The organism is Delftia sp. JD2 (genome assembly GCF_001682645.1).
In the GTDB taxonomy this organism is placed as follows: domain Bacteria; phylum Pseudomonadota; class Gammaproteobacteria; order Burkholderiales; family Burkholderiaceae_C; genus Comamonas; species Comamonas acidovorans.
Map to the genome: position 1 here is coordinate 102,486 of NZ_LFJT01000004.1, position 18,917 is coordinate 121,402.

Genomic DNA, 18,917 nt, shown 5'->3' on the forward strand with positions numbered 1-18,917 from the left:
CCTCCATGCACTGGCTGAAGATTTTGACACCGCTTTTGGCGGCTTCCCTCTGGACCACCGCAGCCACGCCTGCGCTGGCGCAAAACCGTGGCGACGATGTCTTGCTGGAAATGCAGCAGGCCTTCCGCAAAGGCGACAAGGCCAAGCTCACGCAGCTGCTGCCTTCTGCGCGTGGCCATGTGCTCGAACCTTGGGCCGCGTACTGGGAACTCAAGGCCCGGCTGGATGAAGCCAGTGCCGATGAGATTCTGGGGTTTTTCAAGCGCTGGCCCGGCACCTACCAGGAAGACCGGCTGCGCAACGACTGGCTGCTGCTGCTAGGGCAGCGCCGCGACTGGGGCATGTTCGACCAGGTGCATGGTGCGTTTCGCATGCGCGATGACCGCTCCGTCAGCTGCTACGCCCTGCTGATCGACAGCATCAAGGGCCAGCCTGCTGCCAACCTGGGCCAGCAGGTGCGCGACCTGTGGTGGGCCCAGCGCGACGCCGACGACGGCTGCACCTACGCCGCCGGCGAGCTGTACGCGGCCAAGCAGATCAGCGAACCCGAAGTCTGGCGCAAGGCGCGCCAGGCGGCCGAGGCCAATCGCCAAAAGGCCACGCGCGATGCCGTGGCCATCGTCGCTCCCGAGGCCTTGCCCCAGGTGGCACAGGTCTTTGCCTCGCCCGCCAAGTACCTGGCCGGGCAGACGCGCGTGCGCGGTGCCGTGCCCAAGGAGCTGGCGCTGCTGGCGTTGATCCGCATGGCCTCCAGCGACCCGGCGGCGGCGGCCACCCAGCTGGAAGGCGGCTGGGGTGCCCGGCTGACGGCCGAGGAGAACAACTGGGCCTGGGGCGTGATCGGCAAGCAGGCAGCACTCAAGCTGCAGCCCGAGGCGGCGACCTATTTCGGCAAGGTGCGCAAGGACGGCGACCTCAGCGATGAACTGCTGGGCTGGAAGGTGCGTGCCGCGCTGCGCGCCGGCGACTGGCGCACGGTGCGCCGCGCCATTGACGCCATGGGTGCCGAGCGTACCGATCCCACCTGGACCTACTGGAAGGCGCGTGCCCTGCTGTCAGGCCGCCCCAGCGAGCAGGAGCGCTCCGAGGCGCGCCAACTGCTGGAGGACATGGCCGGCCCCGGCAGTTTCTACGAGCAGCTGGCGCTGGAGGATATCGGCCAGCGCGTGGCGGCGCCACCTCCGCCTGCGCCAGCTGCGGCACAGGAGAAGGCCGCCGCCCGCGCCAACCCCAGCCTGGTGCGCGGCCTCTACGCCATCCAGAACGGCCTGCGCAGCGAAGGCGTGCGCGAATGGAACTACGCCACCAACCTGCACCAGGCCGGCGGCATGAGCGACCGCGAACTGCTGGCCGCCGCCGATCTGGCCTGCCAGCAGCAGGTCTGGGACCGCTGCATCAACACCAGCGAGCGCACCCGCAGCTTTGCCGACTGGAACCAGCGCTTTCCCATGCCTTTCCACGACACGGTGCTGGCGCGCTCGCGCTCCATCGGCCTGGACCCGGCCTACGTCTATGGCCTGATCCGCCAGGAAAGCCGCTTCATCATGGATGCCCGCTCGGGCGTGGGCGCCTCGGGCTTGATGCAGGTCATGCCGGCCACGGCCCGCTGGACGGCGCGCAAGATCGGCATGACGGACTTTTCCCCGTCCATGATCAATGACCGCGAGGTGAACATCACCATCGGCACCGCTTATCTGAAGCTGGCGCTGGACGATTTCGACGGTTCCATGGCGCTGGCTGCGGCCGGCTACAACGCAGGTCCCGGCCGCCCGCGCAACTGGCGCAACGGCCCGGTGCTCGACGCCGCCATCTGGGCCGAGAACGTTCCCTTCACCGAGACGCGCGACTACGTGAAGAAGGTGCTGTCCAACACCACCAACTACGCGGCGCTCATCACGGGCCAGCCCCAGTCGCTCAAGAGCCGCCTGGGCACCATCGGCCCCCGCGACGCAGCCACGCCAGACCCCAGCAAGGACCTGCCCTGAGCCGCACTTGACATTCCTGCGGGGTGCAGCGTCGCCTAGCGTTGCTACACTTGGTTACCGACAGGCGGGCCGCATGCCGCGGCCCGGATACCGCAGGGGTTTCAACAATGACAACAACATGGAGCCGCGCGGCCTGGGCCGCGCTGGGTCTTGCATGGGCGTGTACGGCGGCAGCGCAGCCGGTCTACAAATGGGTGGACGCGGAGGGGCGCACGCATTACGGATCGCAGCTGCCCACCGACCAGGCCGATGCCGGCCAGATCAAGGTATCGCCCAATGGCAGCTCGGGCGCAGGCTCGGGCCGGTTTGGCGAGGAGCGCAACCCCGACGGCACGAAGAAGCTGCCCAAGCAGGTGCGCGAGATGGCGGACGGCGTGGCCAAGGGCCTGAGCAAGGTCGATTCCAAGGAGGTGCCGCTGAACTGCGCCGCCGCCGTGGACAACATCCGCAGCCAGGTGGACACCATGGTCGAGAACGGGCAGAAGAACGTCAAGGGCGGCTACATCACCCAGGCGCAGTTCGATGCAACCGCGGGCAAGTTCCGCGAGGCGCGCACGCACGCCACCGTGGCCGACTGCCAGGCCGCCACGGGCCGCTCCAAGGCCATGTACCAGTGCATGTCCAACAGCTACAACCACCTGATCGGCTGTGCCGAAAAGCACAAGCCCTGAAGCGATCCGATTCCTCAGGTCTCCGCCCACATGCGCAGCAGGTTGTGATATTGGCCCGCGAGGCTGAGGGTTTCATCGGTCTCGCCCAGTTTTTCGCGCAGGCGCTGGATGGTCTGGTCCATCTCGAACAGCATGGCCCGGCGTGTGTCGTCGCGCACCATGCTCTGCGCCCAGAAGAAGGAGCACACGCGCTCACCCCGGGTGACCGGTTCCACGCGGTGCAGGCTGGTGGAGGGGTAGAGGATGAGATCGCCGGCCGGCAGCTTGACCTCGTGCGTGCCGTAGGTGTCCACCACGACCAGCTCGCCGCCGTCGTAGTCCTCGGGATCGCAGAGGAAGAGGGTGCCGGACACATCGGTGCGCATCCACTGCTGCGCGCCTGGCAGGCGCCGCGCGGCACCGTCCACGTGCAGGCCATAGGTTTCACTGTCCGCATAGCGGTTGAACAGCGGCAACATGGTGCGTGCGGGCAGGGCGGCACTGAAGTACAGCGCATTGGCCGCCAGCGCCTGCTCGATGATGCGGCCCTGCTCCAGTGCCACGGGCGAGTCTTCGGGCAACTGGCGGTTGCGCTTGACCCGGGCGCCCTGGCTGCCTGCCGTGGCACGGCCATCCACCCAGTCGGCGGCGTCGATGGCTGTGCGGATGGCAGTGACCTGCTGGCGCGTGAGCACGTCGGGAATGTGCAGCATCATGGTGCGGGTCCTCCTCGCATGGAAAAAGCCCCGGCGGGGCCGGGGCGGTACAGAGATTGTCGGCGCTCTGCGCGCGGCAAGGCCGGCGCGGCGGCCCGTCTTGCATCCACTCAGAAGCGGAAGTTCGCGGACACGCGCACGGAGCGCGGCGTGCCCGGGAAATAGCGGTAGCCGCTCTTGTTGATCGCGCCCACGTATTCCTTGTCGAACAGGTTGTAGAAGTTCAGCTGGATGTCGGCGTTCTTGTTGATGCGGTAGCTGGCCATGGCATCGAAGACCCAGTAGGCATCGGTGAAGTTGGGCGTGCCCACGGCGCCGTCGGTGCCACGCTTGAGTCCGCCCGAGTAGCGCGCCCCGCCAGCCAGCGTCAGGCCGAACGGGAACTGGTAGCTGGTCCACAGCGAGAAGGCGTTCTTGGGCGTGTAGGTCAGGCCGCTGGAGCCGTCCTGCGCCACGGTGGCACCCGTGTCCACCTTGGTGTTCTGGATGGTGTAGCCCGCCGTCACGCCCCAGGCCGGGCTGATCTGGCCCGTGGCGCCCAGCTCCAGACCCTGCACGATCTTCTTGCCGGTCTGTCCCACGGTGCCGTCAGGGTTGGTGACGATCTCGTTGGTGATCTCGGTGCGGAACAGCGCGCCTGTCAGCAGCAGGCGCTTGTCCATCAGCTCCCACTTGGTTCCCAGCTCGGCGGTCTTGGCCTTTTGCGGGTCCATGTTGGGATTGTTGGCGTTGTTGGCGGCCGTGGACAGCGTGAAGTTGGCACCGCCCGGTGGCTGCTGCGACAGGGCGTAGTTCACGTACACGCTGCCATTGGGCGCGGGCTTGTAGAGGCCGCCGATCTTCCAGCTCAGCAGGGTGTCGGAGGCCTCCAGGCCCACGGCGCTGGGCAGCACGGTGCCTGCAGGATTGCTGCCGCAGGCCGGGCCGCTGCGGCCGCCGCAGACGGCGCGTGCGTCGTACTGCGTCTTGTAGCGGTCCAGGCGCAGGCCTGCGTTGGCCTGCCATTGCTCATTGAACTTGAGCGTGTCGAAGGCGTACAGCGCGAAGGTGTCGGTCGAGCCTTTGCTGTCGGCGCCGTTGCGCGACCAGTTCAGGCCGGAGCTGGGCACCTGCGGGTCATAGAGATTGGCATCGGGCCAGGCGCCTGTGGTGCCCGTGCCGTAGTTGCTCTGCTTCTCGCGCGTGATCTCCACCCCGGTGCTCAGCTCGTGCCGCACGCTGCCTGTCGCCAGCTTGGTCGTCAGGTTGGTCTGGTTGGTGACGATGTCGTTGACCTGGTTCTTGAAGGTCGGCAGGCTGCGCGCCACGGTCCAGTTGGCGGGGTTGCTGCTGTTGTTGGCGGACAGCGTCATGAAGGCCGTGAGCAGGTAGTCCTGCTTGGTGCGACCCCAGCGCGTGGTGTTGCGCAGCGTGGTGTCGGGCGTGAAGTCGTGCTCCACGCGCAGCGTGACCATGTCGGCCGTCACGTCGTCGTGGTCGGCGCTGGTGCCGTAGAAGCGGCTGGGGTCCACAGGGCGGCCTGCGTTCAGGCGCGCGTCGGTGTTGCTGTAGCCGGGCAGGCCGATGGTGGGCACGCCGCCGTCCGGCACATTGCTTTGCTTGACGTGCAGCACGTTCAGGTAGGTGCGCGTGTCGGTGTTCAGTCCGAAGGCGAACGACGGTGCGATGCCCCAGCGGTCGTTGGCCACGCGGTCGCGGCCGGCGACGCCGGCGTCCTGCACCATGGCGTTGAGCCGGAAGGCCGCGCCGCCCATGCCGGTCAGGCTCTTGTTCCAGTCCACGGTGGAGCGCTTGTAGCTGCCCGAGCCCGCACCCAGCGAGGCGCCGAAGCTGTCGGTCAGGCTAGGCTGCTTGGTGACCATGTTGATGGCACCGGTGGGGGCACTGCGGCCGTAGTCGGTGCTGGCCGGGCCCTTGGTGACTTCCACCTGCTCGGTGTTGAACACGTCGCGCGAGATGGAGCCCACGTCGCGCACGCCATCCACATAGATGCTGTTGGAGGTGTCGAAGCCGCGCATGTAGATGGCATCGCCCGTGCTGGTGTTGCCGTTCTCGCCCGCGTAGAAGGTGCCTGCGCCGGGCACGTTGCGCAGCGCCTCGGTCAGCGTGGTGGCGCCTTGTTCCTGCAGCACCTGCTCCTTGATGACGGAGATGGTCTGCGTGGTGTCCACCAGCGGCTGGGTGAACTTGGGGGAGGAGACCTGCGCGGGCTCATAGCCGGTGCTGCGTGCGCTTTCTACCGTCACTTCCTTGAGGCTGGGCGCGGCATTGGTGCCAGGGGAAGAAGTCTGGGCCATTGCGGGCAGGCCCAGGGTGGCCAGGGCTGCGGCAGCAGCGATGAGACCGGCCGACGACGGGCGGCCAGCACCATGGTGTTTGCGGCTTTTGATGTATGTGTTGGAGTTCGCCATGTTGGAGGAGGGCGCAATGCCCGGCGCACGGGAGGGCGCCGTGGGCGATGAATGTGCTGGCTTGCTGGTCGGATGGCGTGCAGGACGGCTCCGGTGCTGGCTGTAACAGAGGTCTATGTCTGTAGTGAAAATGATAGTGATTCTTAATAAAAATATAAGAACTATCTGATATCGCCTTGTCTGTTCGTTGCCGCTCGGCAACACCTCGCTGGCATCAGAACTTCAGCGTGGCCACGAGCCGGGCCGAGCGTGCTGGGCCCGGCATGTAGCGTGCGCCGTTGTTGTTGAGGCTGGCCACATATTTCTTGTCGGCCAGGTTGTAGACGTTCAGTTGAAGGCGCAGGTGCTTGCTGACCTCATAGGCCATGAAGGCGTCGTAGACCCAGTAGTCGCGTGTGCTGGGCATGTTGGTGGTGTCCGGCACGGCGGAATTGCTGACCAGGCGCGCCATCCTGGCCATGTAGCGTGCGCCACCACCCAGCGTCAGTCCGTTGCCGAAGCGGTACGTGGTCCAGCTGGTGAAACTGAGCTTGGGTGACCAGTTCAGGTGTGCGCCGGTCTGTGAAGACGTGCCCTGCTCAATCTTGGTGTTCATGCGTGCCAGGCCGGCCGTGACGTTCCAGGCCGGCGTAATCTGGCCGACGGCGCCCAGCTCGATCCCCTTGACCTGCTTCTTGCCATACTGGGTCACGGCACCCGTGACGTTGTCGATGGTGCCCAGGTCGTTGCGCACCGTGGTTTGGAACAGGGCGGCCGTCAGCAGCAGGCGGCGATCCAGGATGTCCCACTTGGTGCCCACTTCCAGGTTGGCGGCCTTGGAGGGGTCCATGCTGGAGTGGTTGATGTTGCCCTCCGTAGCACTGAGCGAGAAGTTGCTGCCGCCCGGCGGCTGCTGCGACGTCGAGATGCCGGCGTAGATGCTGCCGTAGTCCACCGGCTTGAATACCAGCCCCAGTTTTGTGCTTAGCAGGCTGCCGCTGCTGCTTAGTTGGCTGGTGGTCTGCGCACCCGTGACGGCATTGGGTGCGGTGGTGTTGTCGTTGGCGCTGCGGTAGCGGTCCCAGCGCAGGCCGCCGTTGAGCTGCCACTGCGGACTGAACTCGATGCTGTCGAAGGCATACAGCGCGACGGTTCTGGTGTTGCCTTCGCTGATCTGGCCTGTGTAGCGGATGTCCTGGCCCGTGATTGGATCGTTGACGTTGGGGTCATAGAGGTTGGCGGGCGCCATGGTGCCGGCGCCCGTGCGTCCCCTGGAGGTCTGCTTCTCGTAGATCAGTTCCAGGCCCGCGCTCAGCGCGTGCTGCAGTCCGCCGGTCTTGAAACTCGATGAAAGATTGCTCTGGTTGGTGAGCAGTTGGTTGGATTGCCAGCGCAACTGGCGCGAGCGCGAGGCAGTCCAGGTGGCGGGGTCCGGGCGACCCACGGCGCTTGCGCCGCTTCCGTCGCTGACGATGCCCGAGGTGCCCGTGAGCAACTGGTCGATCTTGCTGCGTCCCACGCGCGTGATGTTGCGCACCGTGGTGCCGGGTGACAGGTCGTGCTCGAAGCGCACGGTGGCCTGGTTCAGCTCGGTCTTGCTGAAGTCGTCCAGGCTGCCGTAGAAGTTGGACGGGTCCACGGGCCGTATGTCTTTGATGCCCAGTATGGACAATGCGCCGTTGTAGAAGCCTGGAAGTCCCACGGTGGGCACGCCGCCATCGGGACGGTTGTCGTATTGCAGCAGTTGCATGTCGGCGATGAGGCGCGTGGGCGTGCCCAGCCCCAGGGCCAGCGATGGCGCCATGCCCATGCCCTGGTCGCGCACGAAGTCGCGGCCTGCGACACCACTGCTCTGGACCATGGCGTTCAGACGCAGGGCGGCGGTGTCGCCGAGCTGCCGGTTCAGGTCTGCGGTGGCGCGGTTGGTGTCGGCGGTGCCGGTGCCAAGGCGTATCTGCGACAGATCGCCCAGCATCGGCAGCTTGGTGCGCATGTTGATGCTGCCGGAAGGCGCGCCGCGCCCGTACTCGGAACCCGAGGCGCCCTTGACGATCTCGATGTCCTCGATGTTGAAGGTGTCGCGCACCGAACTGCCCAGGTTGCGCACGCCGTCGATGAAGATGCTGCCCGTGGTGTCGAAGCCGCGCATGAAGATGTTGTCCTTGCTGTTGGAGTTGCCGCCTTCTCCCAGCAACAGGGTCACGCCGGGCGTGTTGCGCAAGGCTTCCTGCAAAGTGGTCGCTTCCTGTTCCTCCATGACTTCACGGCGTATCACCGACAGGGTCTGGGGCGTGTCCACCAGTGGGCGGGTGAACTTTGGGGATGCTGCCTTTTGCGCCTTGTAGCCGCCGTCATGGCGGTCGCGGACCTGGACTTCCCTGAGTGTCAGGTCCAGCGGAGCTGGCGTGGTGGGCTGCGCCTGGATCTGCATCGGCAGGCTCAGTGCCATCAGCGTGGCGGCGATGCCCACGGCATGCGGCCGTGTCGCAGCCGCGCAGTGCTTGCGGCCGGTGATGTGATTGGTGTGGTGAGCCATGCCCGCCTCCCTCGCTGTGCAAGATTGAATGCTGGCTGGCGGGGGGCGGCTGGACGCGGAGCGTCGCTTGGCAGACCTGGAGCTTGCTCCTGATCAGCGTGGGCGAGAAGCCTGCAGGGGTGGCCGTGGATGGCCGGATGCCTTTGCTGATACACGAATGCTAGTCATTGTGATTTGCAAAAACTATAGGAAAGGTCTTAATTTTCTTTTTGTCTATTGGGCGGTTTCGCGACATTCAGGCATTGAGGATCCATTCCTCCTCACGCCGCGCCGCGCCGGAATGCACGAGTGCGTCCACCAGCGTGCGGCCCCAGTCGTGGGCGGAGCCGGCTGCGAAATACCGCGCATGCAGCATGCCGAAGTAGGGCGTGGCGGCCAGCCAGGCCAGCAGATCGGTGGTGCGTATGCGCTGCCAGTCCAGCAGCCGGTACTTGAGCAGCACCTTGGCCGCGTAGAGCGCGTGGCGCTCGGGGGCGCGCACAAAGCCGTCCAGGCGGCGGCGCGCCGTGTCCAGCGCGGCGGCCACGCCCGTGAAAACGCCGCCGTGGCCGGGGACGATGGTGAGCGGTGCCAGGCCTTCGATCACGTCGAGCGTGGCGGCCACCTCGTCGAAGGCGCTCAGGCCCTCGATCTCGGGGAAGACCACGCCGAAGCCGTTTTCCCAGAGCGCGTCGGCCGAGATCAGGGTGCGGCTGGCGGGCTCGAACAGGATGATGGAGTGCGGATCGTGCCCGGGCGCGGCATGGATCTGCCAGTCGCGCCCCGACAGCCGCACGCTGGTGCCGGGCTGCAGCACGCCGGTCAGCGCAAATTGCGGGCATTCCTGGCCGGTGGGCGTGTAGCTCAGTGCAGCGGGGTTCCAGTCGCGCACGAAGGCCGCCTGGCCCGGTGCGGCGTAGGTTCTGGCCTGCGGCCAGTGCGCCTGCAAGGCAGCATTGCCGCCGCAGTGATCGCTGTGCAGATGGGTGTTGAGGATGCGTGCCAGCGGTTGGCCGGCCAGCGTCTGCTCGACCAGCATCACGGTCTGCCCGGCATGGCTGACGTAGCCGGTATCGACCACGGCAGCGCCGTCGTCCTGCGGGTCGTCTACAGGGACATCGGTATCGGCGGCGAAGACGATGTTGTTGGCCGACAGCCAGCCGCGCTCCAGCACGGTCATGCCGGGGGGCAGCGCGGCGCTGTCGCTGGTTGTGGCGGAAGTTGTCATGAGGAGGCGAGGCGGCTTTTGCCCGAGGCTAACAGCCGCAGGCAGCCACGGCTGACGCGTGGGCTACAGCTGCGGCCGTGCGGGTTTCAGGCGGGATCGCGCAGGGCGCGCCTGAGGATCTTGCCTACGTTGGTCTTGGGCAGTTCGTCGCGGAACTCCACCGTGCGCGGGCGCTTGTAGCCGGTGAGCTGGTCATGGCAAAAGCGCATCACCTGGTCCTCGGTCAGTGCCGGGTCGCTGCGCACCACGTAGACCTTGATGGCCTCGCCCTGGCGCTCGTCGGCCACGCCCACGGCTGCGCATTCGAGCACGCCGGGGCACATGGAGATCACGTTCTCCAGCTCGTTCGGATAGACGTTGAAGCCGCTGACCACCATCATGTCCTTCTTGCGGTCGATGATGCGGGTGAAGCCCTCCTGGTCCATCACGCCGATGTCGCCGGTGCGCATGTAGCCGTCGGCCGTGAAGGCCTTGGCGGTTTCGTCGGGCTGGTTGTAGTAGCCGCGCATGACGTTGGGGCCCTTGATGCACAGCTCGCCGGCCTCTCCCATGGGCAGGTCGCGGCCTTCGTCGTCCTTGATGGCGATGGAGATGCCCGGCAGCGGCAGGCCGATGGTGCCGCTGAAGGAGGTGGTGATGACGGGGTTGTTGGTGCCGATGGCGCAGGTCTCGCTCATGCCCCAGCCTTCGATCATCACGCTGCCCGTGACCTGCTGCCACTGGCGCGCCGTGCCCTCGCTGGCGGCCATGCCCCCGGCCTGCGACACGCGCAGTTGCGAGAAGTCCAGCTCGCGGAACTGGGCGTTGTTGAGCAGGGCGTTGAACAGGGTGTTGACGGCCGGCAGGATGTGGAAGGGCCGTTTTTGCAGCACCTTGACGAACTTGGGGATGTCGCGCGGATTGGGGATCAGGCTCAGGCTGGCGCCCATGCGCATGGCGAACAGGCTCACCGTGAGCGCGAAGATGTGGTACAGCGGCAGCGCCGCGATGATGTGCGTGTCCTGGGCCTTCACGCGGCCATGCAGCGCGGGCGTGAACCAGGCATGGGCCTGCAGCGTGGCGGCCACGATGCAGCGGTGGGTGAGCACGGCGCCCTTGGACAGGCCCGTGGTGCCGCCCGTGTACTGCAGAAAGGCCACCGAATCCAGCCCCGCCTGGCTGGGCCGCAGCTCTTTCTGGGCGCCGCGCGCCAGCGCCTGGGAAAAGGTCGTGACCTCGCGCACCGTGCCGCCCGCGCCGTCCAGCGGCAGGCTGTAGGCCGGCACCATCTTGGCCAGGTGGCGCACGGCGAAGGTGATCCAGCTGCCATACATGCCGCCCAGCAGATCGCCCATGGCCGTGACGCAGACATGACGTATGGCGCTGCGCTCGATCACGTCGGCCAGGGTGTGGGCGAAGTTCTCCAGGATGATGATGGCCGTGGCGCCCGAGTCCTTGAGCTGGTGCTCCAGCTCGCGCGGGGTGTACAGCGGATTGACGTTGACGCAGGTGTAGCCGGCGCGCAGCACGGCCGCCATGCTCACGGCGAACTGCGGCACATTGGGCAGCATGATGGCCACGCGCGCATCGGGCTCCAGGCCCAGCCCCTGCAGCCAGGCGCCCAGGCGGGTGGACAGCTGGTCCAGCTCGCGGTAGCTCATCCAGCGGTCCATGCAGACCGAAAAGGGCAGGTCCGCATGCTGGGTGAAGGCCTCCTCCAGCAGGTGTGTGAGCGAGCGGTATTGCTCGGGATGCACCTCGTGAGGCACATCGGCGGGATAGTTCTTGAGCCAGGGCGCAGCGTCCATGCAGGGTACCTTGGGTTGCTGGGAAGACAGGGGGACAGCGAAGTTGCAGGCGCCGGTCGGGCGGCCACCGCTGCGGCCGATTCTGGTCAGGCGGGTGCTTTGCGGTCTACACGGGGTTGTCCTAGGGCCTGTGCTACGTTGGCTTCTTTTTTCATTGGGGACGGGCTGCCGTGAACGCACGCATTCTGCAAATGGTGTCGCTGGGCACGCTGGCGGGCGCCGCGGCCTGGCTGGCATGGTGGTGGCCGCGGTCACCCGAGCTGGCGCTGGCGGGGGCGCTGCTGGGCCTGTGCTGGCCGGGCCTGCACCTGGGCCTGCAGATGCTGCTGATGCGACGCGTGGTGCGCAAGGCGGGCGCGCCCGTGCCGTCATGGCGCACGGTGGCGGCAGCCTGGCTGGCCGAGTGGCGGTTGGCCGTGCAGGTGTTTGGCTGGCGGCTGCCGTTTCGCGCCCGTGCCCAGGCCGATGGCTGGCCTGACGGCGGCACCACCGGCCAAGTGGGTGCGATGGGCCAGGTGGGCGTGGTGCTGGTCCACGGGTTCTTCTGCAACCGCGCGGTCTGGGCGCCCTGGCTGCGGCGGCTCAAGGACGGCGGCATTGCCTGCGCTGCCATGACGCTGGAGCCGGCGCATGGCGCATCCATCGATGCCATGGTGGCCGACCTTGACGCCTGCGCGCGCCGCATGGCCCAGGCCACGGGGCGCGCTCCGCTGATCGTGGCGCACAGCATGGGCGGACTGGTGGTGCGGGCCTGGCTGGGGCAACTGTCGGCGCAGGAGCGCCCGCAACTGGCGGCCCATGTGGTGACGCTGGCCACCCCGCACCGTGGCACCTGGATGGCGCGCTTCGCCCATGGCCTGCCGGCGCTGCAGATGCGCACGGACAGCCCCTGGTTGCAGCGCCTGGGGCCGCCGCCCTCGGACGTGCCCTTCAGCTGCTGGTGGAGCTGCTGCGACAACATCGTCTTTCCATTCCCCGTGGCCACGCTGCCGGGGCAGGATGCGCACCGCCTGGACGATGTGGCCCACGTGCAGCTGGTGTTCGACGAGCGCGTCTGGCGCTTTTGCCTGGCGCTGCGCGAGCGGCTTCAGGCTGCAGATTCCTGCAGCGCCGATTCCTACAGAGCGACCTCGCCCGGCAGCAGCGCATCTGCCGCGATGGTGGGCTGATCGCGCAGCTGGCGGTACAGCGGCTCGAAATCGGCGGCCGTGAGGTCGAACAGCTGCTGCAGGTCGTCGATCACGAAGTAGGTGTGCTGGTAGCTGTCGATCTTGTAGAGCGTGCGCATGGCGCGCTCCAGCGACAGCGGCAGGCGCTGCGGCTCGGGGCTGCGCACCGAGTAGTTGAGCTCACCCGAAGAACTCAGAATGCCCGCGCCGTAGGCGCGCAGGCCGCCCTGCTCGCGGATCAGGCCGAATTCGATGGTGTACCAGTACAGGCGCGACAGCATCTCGCAGGCGCCCAGCTCGGCCGCCTTGAGCCCACCCTGGCCGTAGGCCTGGATGTAGTCGGCGATGACGGGGTTGAACAGCAGCGGCACATGGCCGAAGAGGTCGTGGAAGACATCGGGCTCGACGATGTACTCGAACTCCTCGGGCTTGCGGATCCAGTCCGTGACCGGGAATTTGCGGTTGGCCAGCAGCGAGAAGAAGGGCACCTCGGGAATCAGCCCGGGCACGCCGACGATCTCCCAGCCCGTGGCGCGGCGCAGGCGCTCGTTGACTTCCTCGAAGCGCGGAATGCGGTCCTTGGCGCCCAGCGAGGGCAGGGCGTCGATGAAGTGCTGGCTTGCCAGGCCCGGCAGCAGGGCGGACTGGCGCTCGTACAGGCGCCGGTAGGTGTCGTGGTCGGCCTCGGTGTAGGCGTCGTAGTCCTGCGCGCAGGTGTAGTCGTCGCTGGCGCGGCTGTAGTCGCCGCGCGGGGGGCGGTCGGCTTGGCCGTAGACCACGGGTGCCACACCGGGGGCGTGGGCGGGACCGTGGGACGAGGTGGGGGTCGCTGCGGTGCTCATCATGGTGCTCTCCAAGGATCTTGTCATTGCCGCCCCGGGCCGGGGGCAGGCAAGGCACCTGCGCGGCTCAGAGCTGGCGGATTCGGGCGGCCTGTACCAGCAGGCCGTATTTGCTGTGCTCGGAACGCACAAAGCGCGCGAACTCCTGCAGTTGCAGTTCTTCGGGCAGCACGCCCATGGCGGACAGGGTGTCCTGCACCGGGCGGCTGCGCATGGCCTGCGAGAACGCGGCGGCATGGCGCTGCGCCTGTTCCGCGGGCCAGCTGGCCGGCGCAAACAGGCCGAACCAGTTGGCCATGTTGAAGCCCTGCACCGTGTCGTTGAGGCTGGGCACCTCGGGCAGCAGGGGCGCGCGCTCCAGCGTGGTCACGGCCAGGGCCTGCAGCCGCCCTGCGCGGATGTGCGGCAGCGAAGACGCCAGGCTGTCGAACAGCAGGTCGGCCGAGCCGTCGAGCAGGGCCGACAGTGCCGGCTGCGTGCCGCCGAAGGGCAGGTGCAGCAGCGGCAGCCGCGTGAGCATCTGGTACATCTCGCCCGACAGGTGGCCGCTGCTGCCCGGCCCGCCCGAGGCATAGCGCAGCGGCTGGCGGTGCTTGGCAAGAAAGCGCTGCAGGTCCAGCGGCGTGCGTATGCGCCACTGGCGTGCCAGATCGCTGCGCATGACCAGCACATTGGGCATGCGCGCCACCAGCACCAGCGGCTGGAAGTCGCGCAGCGGGTCGTAGCCCAGCTGGGGCTGCAGCCAGGGCAGCACGGCATGGGTGGCGGCCGCGCCCATCAGCAGCAAGCGGTCCTGGGCGGTGGCCTGGGCGACCATGTTGGAGCCCTTGGCGCCGCCGTCGCCCGGCACATAGAGGATTTGGATGGCTCCCAGCTTCGCGGTGCTGGCCTCGACCAGCGGCCGTGCCGTGCGGTCCAGCGGGCCGCCGGCCGCATAGGGAACGATCAGGGTCAGGGAGTCGGACTTCGCATCGCGCGTCTGGGCGGCGGAGGGCTGCTGGGCCTGCGCCGCCGCAGGCAGCCAGGGCAGGGCGGCCAGTGCTGCCAGCAGGCTGCGCCGCGCCAACCGGGCCGACGGCTGCGGGCCGGCTGGCGCAGGCGCTCGGGCATGGCGTGACATGGCGCGGTTGGCGTCGTGGCGGGGCGTCATGGCGTGAAGCGAAATGGAGGCGATCCCCGCAGTATAGGCAGCGTGGGCAGGCCGGAAGGCGTGGACGATGCATGTCCCGTTGGCGCTTGACTGTTTGCGCGCAGGCCTGGGCGGCAGCCTGGTTCAGCGGGGCATTCATGGGGATCTCCGGCCAGTTCAGTGCAGGACAGTCGGACGGGCGCCATGGCCGGCGCCTGCGTCTTCTCGATCGGTGCTGTCACTGTAGGCGGGAGGGGCTTCAGCTTTTTGCCGTTTGCCCGTGGAGGGAAAATGCGAAATGCATGAAAATTGCGGAATTCTTTCGTTTATCGCAATTTAACTGGTTAATTCGGGTTAACCCTGAAGAAATCCGTACTTATTTACGAGTCCACCGCCATGAGCGCCACGCACAACATCGACAAACTGGATCGGGCCATTTTGCGCCGCCTGCAGGCCAACGGCCGGGAAACCTATGACGTCATCGGGGAGCAGGTCGGCTTGTCTCCCAGCGCCGTGCTGCGCCGGGTCAAGCGCCTGGAAGACGGCGGTGTGATCGATCGCTACGTGGCCCTGGTCCAGCCCGAGACGGTGGGCCTAGGGCTGACCGCCTATCTCAACGTGCGCCTGGAAAAGTACACCGAGACCAGCAAGCGCAACCCCATGGACGTGTTCCGCGCCAGCGTGCAGACTTGGCCCGAGGTGGTGGAATGCGTGTCACTGACCGGCGAAATGGACTACCTGATGCGCGTGGTCGTGGCCGATATGCAGCACTACACGCGCTTCGTCATGGACACCTTGCTCAAGCACCCCAGCGTGCAGGACTGCAAGACCAGCTTCGTGATGGACCGGGTGAAGGTGACCACGGCGGTGCCTCTGTAGCCACGAAGGCTCGGACAGGGGCCTGGCCGTCGAGAGGTTCAGGGAGGGAAATTGGTTTGCATGCCAAAACCTTACGGTTTTGTTGCATTGCAATATCTCCGTTGCTCGACATCGGGTTTTTACCTATATTTGAGCCATGAATGCATCCAAAGACTGGTTGAAGGCGTCCTGGCAGGCCGGCCGGGACATGTTGCGTGCGAGCGCAGGCCAGCCGCACCGTCCCGATGGGCGCTCCGCGTCCATGGTGCCCATTCGCTCGCTGGGCCCGTCCCACCGCGAGCGTGTGGTGGCGCATTTGCTCAAGCTCGATGAAGGCGACCGCTACCTGCGCTTCGGCTATGCCGCCAGCGACGAGCAGGTCCGCCGCTATGCCATGCAGCTCGACTTCGAGCGCGATGACATCTTCGGCATCTACAACCGCCGGCTCGAGCTGATCGCCATGGCGCACCTGGCCTTTGCCTCGCATCCCGAGCACAAGAGCTGCGCCGAATTCGGCGTCTCCGTACTCAAGCAGGCACGTGGCCGTGGCTATGGCGGGCGCCTGTTCAACCGCGCCGTGATCCATGCACGCACCAAGGGCGTGTCCATGATGTTCATCCACGCGCTGTCGGAGAACACGGCCATGCTCAGGATTGCGCGCAAGGCCGGCGCCACCATCAAGCGCGACGGCTCCGAATCCGAGGCCTACCTGCAACTGCCGCCCGCCGGCATCGACACGCACATGGCGTCTCTGATGACCGAGCACATCGGCGAGGTGGACTACCAGTTCAAGAAGCAGGCCAAGCAGTTCTGGGATTTCCTGGCCGACGTGCAGGAAATCCGCCGTGGCGTGCAGGATGGCCGCCACCAGGCCGGCGAATAAGCGCAAAACGCTGCAAGGGGAATTGGCGCAGCGCATGCAGGGGTGACGGAGCAATCCGCTATCCTTGCAGCTTGTTTCACTACCGCACGTCCTGCACTCCAAGACAGTGTCCGACCCCCATCCTGCGCGCTCTTCCGAGAAGGAAAGCAAGCGAAGCTTCCTGCAAAAGGTGGCCGAGTTCATCCACCCGGCCCCCGACTCTCCCGACGAGCTGATCGAGACCCTGGCCGACGCCGAGGACAATCAGGTCATCGGCCCCGAGTCGCGCGTCATGCTCGAACGCGTGATCCGCATGGCCGACATGACGGCCGGCGACGTCATGGTCGCAGCCCCTCGCATGGACCTGGTCAACATCGACGCGCCGTTCGATGAATTGCTGCACCAGGTCATCACCACGGCCCATTCGCGCTTCCCGGTCTACCAGGGCGAGCGCGAGAACATCATCGGCATCCTGCTGGCCAAGGACCTGCTCAAGCTGCAGCGTTCGCCGGACCTGAACATCCGCGCCCTGCTGCGCCCCGCCGCCTTCGTGCCGGAGAGCAAGGGCCTGAACGATCTGCTGCGCGAATTCCGGGGCAACCGCAACCACCTCGCCGTGGTCATCGACGAGTTCGGCCGCGTGGCGGGTCTTGTGACCATCGAGGACGTGCTGGAGGAAATCGTTGGCGAGATCGAGGACGAGTTCGACATCCCCGAGGACGAGGGCGACATCTTCGCCCTGGCCGACAACAGCTACCGCGTGGCGGGCGACACCACCATCGAGCATGTCAACGAGACCTTCGAGGTCGCCCTGCATGCCCGCGATCCCGACGATGAGTTCGACACCATCGGCGGCCTGATCGCCCACGAAATGGGCCATGTGCCCAAGCGCGGCGAGCAGATCCATCTGGCGGGCCTGGAATTCACCGTGCTGCACACCAAGGGCGGCGCCGTGCGCTGGTTCAAGGTGGTGCGCGATCCCGCCGCCGACAGCCTGCTGCGCAGCTGAGGCTGCGCCTGAACCAGCCCTTGGCTGGACCTCTCTCACCCGAGACCTACCTCTTTTTGCGCACAACCGGCCGATGCCCCTGTCCAGTTCTTCCGCTTTCTCGCAAGACGGCCGGCGCATGGGCCGGTTCGCCCATGGCGTGCTGCTGCTTGTCGCGGGTGCGGCACAGGCCCTGTCGCTGGCCTGGCCCTGGGCGCGCGGGCAAGGTGACGGGCCGCTGAGCCTCATCGGCGGCTATGGCCGCCCGCTGTGGTGGCTGCAGATTCTGTCGCTGGCCGTGCTGGCGCGCGCCCTGCAGACGGCGCAGCGTCCGGCCCAGGCGGCAGGGCGTGCCATGCTCTTCGCCACGGCCTGGCTGGTGGCTACCTTCTGGTGGTTGTTCATCTCCATGCATGTCTACGGCGGCCTGCCTGCGCCGCTGGCCGTTGCCGCCGTGCTGGCGCTTGCTGCATTTCTGGGCAGCTACTACGCGGTGGCCGCCTGGGGCTGGCAAAGGCTGCGCCCTGCTGGTGCGGCGGGTGGCGCGCTGCTGTTTTCCGCCGTCTGGCTGCTGGCCGAGCTGGCGCGTGGCTGGCTGTGGACCGGCTTTCCCTGGGGCGCGGGCGGTTATGCCCATGTGGAAGGCCCCTTGTCCGTGCTGCCGCGCTGGATTGGCGTCTATGGCACGGGCGCCGTGGCGGCCTGGCTGGCATATGGGCTGGCGCATGGGCTGGCTGCCTTGCTGGACAGACAGGGTCTCCGGCCCGTCCGCCTGGTGGCCACTGCAGCGGCGCTGGTCCTGGCCTGGGGCGGGCTGTGGTGGCTTCGCGATGCCGCCATCAATGCACCGTCGGCCGAACGGCCGGCGCTGAGCGTGGCCTTGCTGCAGGGCAATATCCCGCAGGATGAGAAGTTCGAGGCCGGCAGCGGCATTCCGCTGGCGCTGGGCTGGTACGGGCGCGAGCTGCGCGCGGCCACCGCGCAACTGGTCGTGGCGCCTGAGACGGCCGTTCCCCTGCTGCCCCAGCAACTGCCCGAGGAATACCTGGACTTGCTGCGCGAACCGTATCTGAAGAAGGACGGCCGGCAGGCTGCGCTGCTGGGCATTCCCCTGGGGTCGGAAGAGGCCGGCTACACGAACTCGGTCGTGGGCTGGCAGCCCGGCCAGATCCAGGACTACCAATACGACAAGCACCATCTGGTGCCGTTCGGGGAGTTCATCCCGCCGCTGTTTCGCTGGTTCACGCAGATGATGAACATACCGCTGGGCGACTTCAATCGTGGCGCGCTGGGCCAGCCCTCCATGGCCTGGGCCGGCGAGCGCCTGTCGCCCAACATCTGTTACGAGGATTTGTTTGGCGAGGAGCTGGGGGCGCATTTTGGCAACGCGGCGACGGCGCCGACGGTGCTGGTGAATTTCAGCAACATCGGATGGTTTGGCGACAGCGTGGCCATCGACCAGCATCTGGCCATCAGCCGCATGCGCGCGCTGGAATTCGAGCGCCCCATGCTGCGCGCCACCAACACCGGCGCCACGGTTGCCATCGATCACTGGGGTGTGGTCACGCAGGCGCTGGTGCCTTACGAGCGCGCCGTGCTGCAGGCCAGCGTGCAGGGGCGCGAGGCCTTGACGCCATTCGCGCGCTGGGTGCACGCGGCAGGACTGGTGCCGCTGTGCCTGGCTGCATTGGCGGTGCTGGCGGTGGCGTGGATCAGGCGCCGCAAGCGGGCGGTCCAGGGGCTGTAGCCAAGGCCCGCGACCTGGGTCGGCGTGGCTTTTGTGGCAGAGTTTTGATGC

14 protein-coding genes are annotated in these 18,917 nt (G+C 67.0%); 7 read left to right on the plus strand and 7 right to left on the minus strand.

Annotated elements, in window-relative coordinates; translation table 11 throughout:
- Positions 1-5 precede the first annotated feature (5 nt).
- Together ACM14_RS03570 and ACM14_RS03575 are read left to right on the plus strand one after the other, a co-directional pair.
- Positions 6-1,985, plus strand: coding sequence for a lytic transglycosylase domain-containing protein (locus ACM14_RS03570; RefSeq protein ID WP_065345353.1), 1,980 nt, complete (start codon positions 6-8; stop codon positions 1,983-1,985).
- A gap of 107 nt (positions 1,986-2,092) precedes the next feature.
- Positions 2,093-2,656: a DUF4124 domain-containing protein gene (locus ACM14_RS03575; protein ID WP_065345354.1), complete on the plus strand. Its 564-nt coding sequence runs from the start codon at positions 2,093-2,095 to the stop codon at positions 2,654-2,656.
- Positions 2,657-2,670: 14 nt separating this feature from the next.
- Here the strand turns inward: ACM14_RS03575 and ACM14_RS03580 are convergent, their stop codons facing one another.
- From ACM14_RS03580 to ACM14_RS03600, 5 genes are all read right to left on the minus strand, one after another.
- Positions 2,671-3,351, minus strand: coding sequence for a Fe2+-dependent dioxygenase (locus tag ACM14_RS03580; protein ID WP_065345355.1), 681 nt, complete (start codon positions 3,349-3,351; stop codon positions 2,671-2,673).
- Positions 3,352-3,461: 110 nt separating this feature from the next.
- Positions 3,462-5,762: a catecholate siderophore receptor Fiu gene (locus ACM14_RS03585; protein WP_065345356.1), complete on the minus strand. Its 2,301-nt coding sequence runs from the start codon at positions 5,760-5,762 to the stop codon at positions 3,462-3,464.
- Between the two features lie 214 nt (positions 5,763-5,976).
- Positions 5,977-8,277 (minus strand): catecholate siderophore receptor Fiu, encoded by a 2,301-nt coding sequence (locus ACM14_RS03590; protein ID WP_065345357.1) that lies wholly within the window; start codon positions 8,275-8,277, stop codon positions 5,977-5,979.
- Between the two features lie 235 nt (positions 8,278-8,512).
- Positions 8,513-9,484, minus strand: a complete 972-nt coding sequence (locus tag ACM14_RS03595; RefSeq protein WP_065345358.1) for an MBL fold metallo-hydrolase — start codon at positions 9,482-9,484, stop codon at positions 8,513-8,515.
- Between the two features lie 86 nt (positions 9,485-9,570).
- Positions 9,571-11,271 (minus strand): AMP-binding protein, encoded by a 1,701-nt coding sequence (locus ACM14_RS03600; RefSeq protein ID WP_034390222.1) that lies wholly within the window; start codon positions 11,269-11,271, stop codon positions 9,571-9,573.
- 170 nt (positions 11,272-11,441) lie between these two features.
- Between ACM14_RS03600 and ACM14_RS03605 the strand changes: the two genes are divergently transcribed.
- On the plus strand, positions 11,442-12,440 hold the full coding sequence (locus ACM14_RS03605; RefSeq protein WP_065345359.1) for a triacylglycerol lipase: 999 nt from the start codon (positions 11,442-11,444) through the stop codon (positions 12,438-12,440).
- Here the strand turns inward: ACM14_RS03605 and phhA are convergent.
- Both phhA and ACM14_RS03615 read right to left on the minus strand, forming a co-directional pair.
- Entirely contained in the window at positions 12,389-13,285 is an 897-nt protein-coding gene (gene phhA / locus ACM14_RS03610; RefSeq protein ID WP_065345401.1) for a phenylalanine 4-monooxygenase, read from the minus strand. The genes ACM14_RS03605 and phhA overlap by 52 nt on opposite strands.
- Positions 13,286-13,349: 64 nt before the next feature.
- Complete coding sequence (locus ACM14_RS03615; protein ID WP_081816118.1) at positions 13,350-14,432, minus strand: tripartite tricarboxylate transporter substrate binding protein; 1,083 nt, start codon at positions 14,430-14,432, stop codon at positions 13,350-13,352.
- 375 nt (positions 14,433-14,807) lie between these two features.
- On the opposite strand from ACM14_RS03615, the gene ACM14_RS03620 reads away from it, so the two are divergent.
- From ACM14_RS03620 to lnt, 4 genes are all read left to right on the plus strand, one after another.
- A complete protein-coding gene (locus tag ACM14_RS03620) occupies positions 14,808-15,290 on the plus strand; it encodes an Lrp/AsnC family transcriptional regulator (protein WP_012203199.1) in 483 nt (160 codons plus the stop codon).
- 136 nt (positions 15,291-15,426) lie between these two features.
- Complete coding sequence (locus ACM14_RS03625; RefSeq protein WP_013804260.1) at positions 15,427-16,152, plus strand: GNAT family N-acetyltransferase; 726 nt, start codon at positions 15,427-15,429, stop codon at positions 16,150-16,152.
- Between the two features lie 106 nt (positions 16,153-16,258).
- Positions 16,259-17,140, plus strand: coding sequence for an HlyC/CorC family transporter (locus ACM14_RS03630; protein ID WP_013804259.1), 882 nt, complete (start codon positions 16,259-16,261; stop codon positions 17,138-17,140).
- 73 nt (positions 17,141-17,213) lie between these two features.
- Positions 17,214-18,866 carry an apolipoprotein N-acyltransferase gene (gene lnt, locus ACM14_RS03635; RefSeq protein WP_065345360.1) on the plus strand — a complete coding sequence of 551 codons (1,653 nt, stop codon included), beginning with the start codon at positions 17,214-17,216 and terminating at the stop codon, positions 18,864-18,866.
- Positions 18,867-18,917: the final 51 nt, after the last annotated feature.

Excerpts from the sequence above, each read along its gene's own strand:
- ACM14_RS03575 (WP_065345354.1), top strand. The coding sequence starts at position 2,093 with ATGACAACAACATGGAGCCGCGCGGCCTGGGCCGCGCTGGGTCTTGCA.
- ACM14_RS03620 (WP_012203199.1), top strand. The coding sequence starts at position 14,808 with ATGAGCGCCACGCACAACATCGACAAACTGGATCGGGCCATTTTGCGC.
- ACM14_RS03585 (WP_065345356.1), bottom strand. The coding sequence starts at position 5,762 with ATGGCGAACTCCAACACATACATCAAAAGCCGCAAACACCATGGTGCT.
- ACM14_RS03600 (WP_034390222.1), bottom strand. The coding sequence starts at position 11,271 with ATGGACGCTGCGCCCTGGCTCAAGAACTATCCCGCCGATGTGCCTCAC.
- lnt (WP_065345360.1), top strand. The coding sequence starts at position 17,214 with ATGCCCCTGTCCAGTTCTTCCGCTTTCTCGCAAGACGGCCGGCGCATG.
- ACM14_RS03580 (WP_065345355.1), bottom strand. The coding sequence starts at position 3,351 with ATGATGCTGCACATTCCCGACGTGCTCACGCGCCAGCAGGTCACTGCC.
- ACM14_RS03615 (WP_081816118.1), bottom strand. The coding sequence starts at position 14,432 with ATGACGCCCCGCCACGACGCCAACCGCGCCATGTCACGCCATGCCCGA.
- ACM14_RS03625 (WP_013804260.1), top strand. The coding sequence starts at position 15,427 with ATGAATGCATCCAAAGACTGGTTGAAGGCGTCCTGGCAGGCCGGCCGG.
- ACM14_RS03570 (WP_065345353.1), top strand. The coding sequence starts at position 6 with ATGCACTGGCTGAAGATTTTGACACCGCTTTTGGCGGCTTCCCTCTGG.
- ACM14_RS03595 (WP_065345358.1), bottom strand. The coding sequence starts at position 9,484 with ATGACAACTTCCGCCACAACCAGCGACAGCGCCGCGCTGCCCCCCGGC.
- ACM14_RS03590 (WP_065345357.1), bottom strand. The coding sequence starts at position 8,277 with ATGGCTCACCACACCAATCACATCACCGGCCGCAAGCACTGCGCGGCT.
- phhA (WP_065345401.1), bottom strand. The coding sequence starts at position 13,285 with ATGATGAGCACCGCAGCGACCCCCACCTCGTCCCACGGTCCCGCCCAC.